The 6,900-nt window shown below is 64.4% G+C and carries 3 protein-coding genes and 1 pseudogene; all 4 read left to right on the forward strand.

Annotated features, from left to right (window positions below):
- The first annotated feature begins 144 nt into the window (after positions 1-144).
- The 4 genes and pseudogenes from C8J33_RS26460 to metH all read left to right on the forward strand — a co-directional run bounded on the left by C8J33_RS26460 (position 145) and on the right by metH (position 6,636).
- Positions 145-1,038, forward strand: coding sequence for an ROK family protein (locus C8J33_RS26460; RefSeq protein WP_132665904.1), 894 nt, complete (start codon positions 145-147; stop codon positions 1,036-1,038).
- Positions 1,039-1,042: 4 nt separating this feature from the next.
- Positions 1,043-1,543 carry a heme-degrading domain-containing protein gene (locus C8J33_RS26465; protein ID WP_132448651.1) on the forward strand — a complete coding sequence of 167 codons (501 nt, stop codon included), beginning with the start codon at positions 1,043-1,045 and terminating at the stop codon, positions 1,541-1,543.
- Between the two features lie 35 nt (positions 1,544-1,578).
- Positions 1,579-2,742, forward strand: a complete 1,164-nt coding sequence (locus C8J33_RS26470) for an AGE family epimerase/isomerase (RefSeq protein WP_132665905.1) — start codon at positions 1,579-1,581, stop codon at positions 2,740-2,742.
- Positions 2,743-2,808: 66 nt separating this feature from the next.
- Positions 2,809-6,636 (forward strand): annotated as a pseudogene (gene metH / locus C8J33_RS26475) (methionine synthase).
- Positions 6,637-6,900: the final 264 nt, after the last annotated feature.

Below are 6,900 nucleotides of genomic sequence, written 5' to 3' on the forward strand. Positions count from 1 at the left end.
CTTCTCCAACCATTCCGTTCCGCTCCTGTCGATGAAGGAGCATATCAAGCGGCCAAAATCACAAAAGAAAAGGTGGGATGTTCATCGCGCTCACGATATGCAGGCCCGCCTGCGCCTCTTTGCAGGCGGCACAAGGGGGGCTTGATGTTTATCGGGATCGACTGGGGCGGCACCAAGATGGAGGTGGTGGCGCTGGATGAGGCGGGTGCGCTGCGGGCGCGCGAGCGCGTGCCGACGCCGACGTCCTATGATGCCTGCCTCGATGCGGTGCGGTCGCTGGTTCGTTCGGCGGAAGCGGCGTCGGGCGCCTCGGGCAGCGTCGGCATCGGCATTCCCGGCAGTCCCAATCCGCGCACGGGCCTCGTGCGCAATTCCAATGCCGTCATTCTCAACGGTCGTCCGCTCGGCCAGGATCTCGAAGCGCTGCTCGGTCGCCCCGTGCGGATCGCCAACGATGCCAACTGCCTTGCCGTCTCCGAGGCGGTCGATGGGGCGGGGGCGGGGGCCGAGACGGTGTTCGGCATCATCATCGGGACCGGTCATGGCGGCGGTCTGGCGATCGGGCGCAAGGTGCATGCCGGCTTTCAGGGCGTTGCCGCCGAAGTCGGCCATTATCCGCTGCCCTGGATGCGGCCGGAGGAATATCCCGGCCATACCTGCTGGTGCGGCAAGACGGGTTGCCTGGAAAAATACGCCTGCGGCACGGGCGTCGAGCTCGACTACCGCCTGACCACCGGGCGCGAGCGTCTGGCGCGCGACATCATCTCCGACATGCGCGGCGGCGACGCGGTCGCCCGCGGCGTCTACGAGCGCTTTACCGATCGTCTGGCCCGCAGCCTCGCGCTTTTGACCAATGTCGTCGATCCCGATGTGTTCGTGCTCGGCGGCGGCATGTCGAATGTCGATGAGATCTACGACGACCTGCCGGGCCTCGTCGCGCAGTATATCTTTGGTGATTCGTTCGAGACGCCGATCCGCAAGGCCGTCCATGGTGACAGTTCGGGCGTGCGCGGCGCCGCATGGCTCTGGAAGGAATAGACGCATGACCGCATCTCTCGAAACCGATATCGCCCGCGTCGCCCATCAGGAAAAGACGCTGACCTTCGCGCACTTCGACGCCGATGTCGCCTGGGCGCTCGGCCTGCGGCTGCGCGACATGGCGGCGGCCGGCAAGCTCGGCGTCGTCATCGATGTCAGCCTGTTTTCCATGCCGCTGTTCTACGCAGCGCTGGAAGGCACCTCTCCCGACAATGCGAACTGGGTGCGCCGCAAACGCAACTGCGTCGCCCGCTTCTTCCGAAGCAGCTATGCGACCGGGCTTTCGCTCGCCCGCGACGGGCGCAGCCTGCAGGACAAGTTCGGCCTGTCGGATGCGGATTTCGCGGCCCATGGCGGCAGCTTTCCCATCACGGTGACAGGCGCCGGCTGCATCGGCGCGGTCACCGTCTCCGGACTGCCGCAGCGGCAGGACCATGCGATGGTGGTCGAGGCGCTGGCTTTGCATCTCGGCCATGACCTTACCAGCCTCCGTCTCGATGTCTGAGTTCTCTTTCTGATTTCTATGCAAAGGTGCCATCCATGGCCGTTTCCGCGCTCTCCGCCTCCCTCGACCATTGGCTGACCGAACAGGCCCTGCCGCTCTGGCGGGACAAGGGGTTCAACGATCCCGATGGCGGCTTCGTCGAGACGATCGACCTGACCGGCCAACCGACGCGCGACAATTTGCGCGCCCGCGTGCAGCCGCGCCAGACCTATTGCTTTGCGGAGGCGGGCCTGCGCGGCTGGGCCGGCGACTGGCAGGGGGCAAGCACCGGCGGTCTCGCTTTCTTCGACCGGGTGTTTCTACAGCCGAGCGGTTTTTACGGCGCGCTTGCCGATGCCGACGGCACGCTGCTCGACCCGTCCTTCGACATCTACAATCAGGCCTTCGCGCTGCTGGCCTTCGCCTATATGGCGCGCGCCTTCCCCGAGCGCCGGGCTGAGATGGCGGAGCGCAGCACGACACTGAAGGCAAAGCTGGAAGACTGGTGCAAGCACCCGGTCGCCGGCTTCGAGGAGGACAACCCGCCGCGCCTGCCGCTCTGCTCCAATCCGCATATGCACCTGTTCGAGGCCTGCCTTGCCAGCGAAGAGGTCGAGGGTTTCGATCAGGTCGGCTGGACCAATCTGGCAGACGAGATCGCCTCGCTCTGCATGGACCGCTTCATCGATCCGCAGACCGGCGCGCTTCGCGAGTTCTTCGACCATGACTGGGCGCCGATGCCCGGCGATCTCGGCCGTGTGGTGGAGCCGGGGCACCAGTTCGAATGGGCCTGGCTGCTGCTGCGCTGGGGCGAGCGCCGGGGCGATGCGGGCGCGATCGTCAAGGCGCGGCGCCTGTTCGAAATCGGCGAGGCGCACGGCATCTGCGCGACGCGCAAGGTCGCCATCATGCAGCTCAACGACGATTTCTCGGTGCGCGACCCGCTAGCGCGGCTCTGGCCGCAGACCGAGTGGCTAAAGGCCGCGATCCGGCTGGCGGCGCTGAGCGAAGGCGAGGCACAGGTGCGCTATCTCGGCTCGGCCGAACGGGCGATTGCAGCGTTGAACCTGTTTCTGGATGTCCCGGTAAAGGGGCTTTGGCGCGACAAGCTGCCGGAAAGCGGCGTCTTCATCGAGGAGGCGGCGCCTGCCAGCACCTTCTATCACATCCTCTGCGCGATCTACGAACTGAAGGACTGCCTTGCGCGCATCCAAACGTAACATATATTGACATAAATATATCTTTATGTCACTCCGAAGCCTGTCCAGCAGGCGAAAGGTTGTCCCATGTCCGCCATCACGGCCCTTTTCGGTGAACCGACCCCGGCGCCCGACGGCTCCGAGGTCGCACGTGCCCTCCGGCAGGCTGCCTCCGAGCGCATCCTCATCATGGATGGCGCGATGGGCACGGAGATCCAGACGCTCGGACTGACGGAAGAGCACTTTCGCGGCGAGCGATTTCAGGGCTGCGAGTGCCATCTGCAGGGCAATAACGATCTGCTGACCCTGACCCAGCCGGCGGCGATCGAGGACATCCACTATCGCTATGCGCTGGCGGGTGCGGATATTCTTGAGACCAACACCTTCTCCTCGACCACCATCGCCCAGGCCGATTACGGCATGGAAGACGCCGTCTACGACCTGAACCGCGACGGTGCACGCCTCGCCCGGCGCGCCGGCCTGCGCGCGCAGGACAAGGACGGTCGCCGCCGGTTCGTGGCCGGCGCGCTTGGGCCCACCAACCGCACCGCGTCGATCTCGCCGGATGTCAACAATCCCGGTTACCGCGCCGTCAGCTTCGACGACCTGCGGCTCGCCTACGGGCAGCAGCTGCGCGGGCTGATCGATGGCGGCACGGATATCGTGCTGATCGAGACGATCTTCGATACGCTGAACGCCAAGGCGGCCGTGTTCGCGACGCTGGAAGTGTTCGCCGAGCGTGGCATCACGCTGCCGGTCATGATCTCCGGCACGATCACCGATCTCTCCGGCCGCACGCTGTCCGGCCAGACGCCGACGGCCTTCTGGTACTCGTTGCGCCACGCCCGGCCGTTCTCGATCGGCCTCAATTGCGCACTGGGCGCCAACGCCATGCGGCCGCATCTGGCCGAGCTGTCCGGCGTCGCCGATACGCTCATCTGCGCCTATCCGAATGCCGGCCTGCCCAACGAATTCGGCGCCTATGACGAGAGCCCGGACGAGATGGCCGCGCAGATCGCCGGTTTTGCCCGAGACGGACTCGTCAACATCGTCGGCGGTTGCTGCGGCTCGACACCCGCGCACATCAAGGCCATCGCCGAAGCCGTCGTTGGACACGTGCCGCGTCCCGCCTTCGACACAAACGCACAGGCGAGGCTCTAAGATATGGCCGCTTTCCCACCCCGGCAGATCCCGGCCGTCGCACCGCAGATGCGGCTCTCCGGGCTGGAGCCCTTCACGCTGACGAAGGACATTCCCTTCATCAACGTGGGCGAGCGCACCAACGTGACCGGTTCGGCGAAATTCCGCAAGCTGATCACGGCTGGCGATTATGCCGCGGCGCTGGATGTCGCGCGCGACCAGGTGGCGAACGGCGCCCAGGTCATCGACATCAACATGGACGAAGGCCTGATCGATTCGAAGCAGGCGATGATCGAGTTTCTGAACCTGATCGCCGCCGAGCCTGACATCGCCCGCGTTCCCGTGATGATCGACAGCTCCAAGTGGGAGGTGATCGAGGCGGGTTTGAAATGCGTGCAGGGCAAGTCCATCGTCAACTCCATCTCGCTGAAGGAAGGCGAGGAGAGTTTTCTGCATCAGGCGCGGCTGTGTCGGGCCTATGGCGCCTCCGTCGTGGTCATGGCCTTCGACGAGCAGGGCCAGGCCGACAGCCGTCAGCGCAAGGTCGATATCTGCACCCGCGCCTATCGCATCCTCACCGAAGAGGTCGGCTTCCCGCCTGAGGACATCATCTTCGACCCCAATATCTTCGCGGTGGCCACGGGCATCGAGGAGCACAACAATTACGGCGTCGACTTCATCGAGGCAACGCGCGAGATCGTGGCGACCCTGCCGCATGTTCACATCTCGGGCGGCGTTTCCAACCTGTCCTTCTCGTTCCGCGGCAATGAGCCGGTGCGCGAGGCCATGCATGCCGTGTTCCTCTACCACGCCATTCAGGCGGGCATGGACATGGGCATTGTTAATGCCGGGCAGCTGATCGTCTACGACGCCATCGAGCCGGAATTGCGCGAGGCCTGCGAGGACGTCGTCCTTAACCGCCGACCGGACGGGACCGACCGGCTGCTGACGCTTGCCGAACGGTTCAAGGGCGCTGCCGGCCGCGAGGCAAAGGAGCGCGACCTGCGCTGGCGCGAGTGGACCGTGGACAAGCGGCTCGAACACGCGCTGGTCAACGGTATCACCGAATTCATCGTTGATGACACGGAAGAGGCGCGGCTTGTCGCCGCCCGTCCGCTGCACGTCATCGAGGGGCCGCTGATGGCGGGCATGAACGTTGTCGGCGACCTGTTCGGCGCCGGCAAGATGTTCCTGCCGCAGGTGGTGAAATCCGCACGTGTCATGAAGCAGGCGGTCGCCGTGCTCCTGCCTTACATGGAAGCGGAGAAGCTGGCGGAGGGCGGCGAGGCACGCCAATCCGCCGGCAAGATCCTGATGGCGACCGTCAAGGGCGATGTCCACGATATCGGCAAGAACATCGTTGGCGTGGTTCTCGCCTGCAACAATTACGAGATCATCGATCTCGGCGTCATGGTTCCCGCAGCAAAAATTCTGGAGGTCGCCAAGGCCGAGAAGGTCGATATCATCGGCCTCTCCGGCCTTATCACGCCGTCGCTCGACGAAATGGTGCATGTTGCAGCAGAAATGCAGCGTGAGGGGATGAACCTGCCGCTGCTGATCGGCGGCGCCACGACCAGCCGCGTCCATACGGCGGTGAAGATCCACCCGCGCTATAATCTGGGGCAGACGGTCTATGTCACCGATGCCAGTCGCGCCGTCGGCGTCGTGTCGAACCTGCTGTCGCCGGAGGCGCGCGATCCCTATATCGAGACGATCCGGGCCGATTACCGCAAGGTGGCGGAAGCGCATGCCCGTTCCGAGCGGGAAAAGCAGCGCCTGCCGCTGGAGCGCGCCCGGGCAAACCGCCATCGCGCCGACTGGTCCGTCTATCGCCCCACGAAGCCGTCGTTCCTCGGAACGCGGGTCTTCGATGGCTGGAACCTCGGCGAACTCGCGCGCTACATCGACTGGACGCCGTTCTTCCAAACCTGGGAGATGAAGGGCGTCTATCCGAAAATTCTCGATGACGAACGCCAGGGGGCGGCTGCGCGTCAGCTCTTCGCCGACGCACAGGCCATGCTGGCCCAGATCATCGCGGAAAACTGGTTCGTACCCAAAGCCGTGATCGGCTTCTGGCCGGCCGGCGCCATGGGCGATGACATCCAGCTGTTCACGGACGAATCGCGAGAGACGCCGCTTGCGACCCTTCACACGCTGCGCCAGCAGATGGCCAAGCGGGATGGTCGTGCCAACATGGCGCTCGCCGACTTCGTGGCGCCGACCGAGAGCGGTGTCGGCGACTATGTCGGCGGCTTCGTGGTGACGGCCGGAATCGAGGAGGTCGCAATCGCCGAACGGTTCGAGCGCGCGAACGACGATTATGCCGCAATCATGGTGAAAGCGCTGGCCGACCGCTTTGCAGAGGCCTTTGCCGAGCGGATGCACGAAGTCGTTCGCAAGGAACTCTGGGGCTATGCCGCCGAGGAGGCGTTCGAGCCGGAAGCATTGATTGCAGAGCCGTATGCAGGCATCCGTCCGGCGCCGGGCTACCCGGCCCAGCCCGATCACACCGAAAAGACCACGCTGTTCGACCTGCTCGATGCCGAAGCCGAGATCGGCGTCCGCCTGACGGAAAGCTTTGCCATGTGGCCGGGCTCGTCCGTCTCCGGTCTCTACATCGGCCATCCCGAGGCCTATTACTTCGGTGTGGCCAAGGTGGAGCGGGACCAGGTGGAGGATTACGCCCGTCGCAAGGGCATGTCAGTGCTGGAGGTCGAACGCTGGCTCGGGCCGATCCTGAACTACGTGCCGAAGCCCGCAGAAGCTGCCGAATAGGCGGGCGCCTGTATCTTCGCACAACAAAGCGAACTGTCTATCAAACGACGCCCGAGCCTGTGCTGCGGGCGTCGTTTTCGTTTGTGGAAACGGGCTGGCATGGCATCCGGTTGGAATTCCGTAGTTATTACAGCCACTTGTCACTTTTATGAAGTTTTTCGGACGGGTGCTGTTGACGAAGTGTCTGTCTCGGATCTATAAACCGCACACCAACGAGGGCGGCGGCGCTGCTGGCGACCAACGAACTCGCTCTGAAGTTTCTTG

The organism is Rhizobium sp. PP-CC-3G-465, assembly GCF_004343445.1.
In the GTDB taxonomy this organism is placed as follows: Bacteria; Pseudomonadota; Alphaproteobacteria; order Rhizobiales; family Rhizobiaceae; genus Ferranicluibacter; species Ferranicluibacter rubi.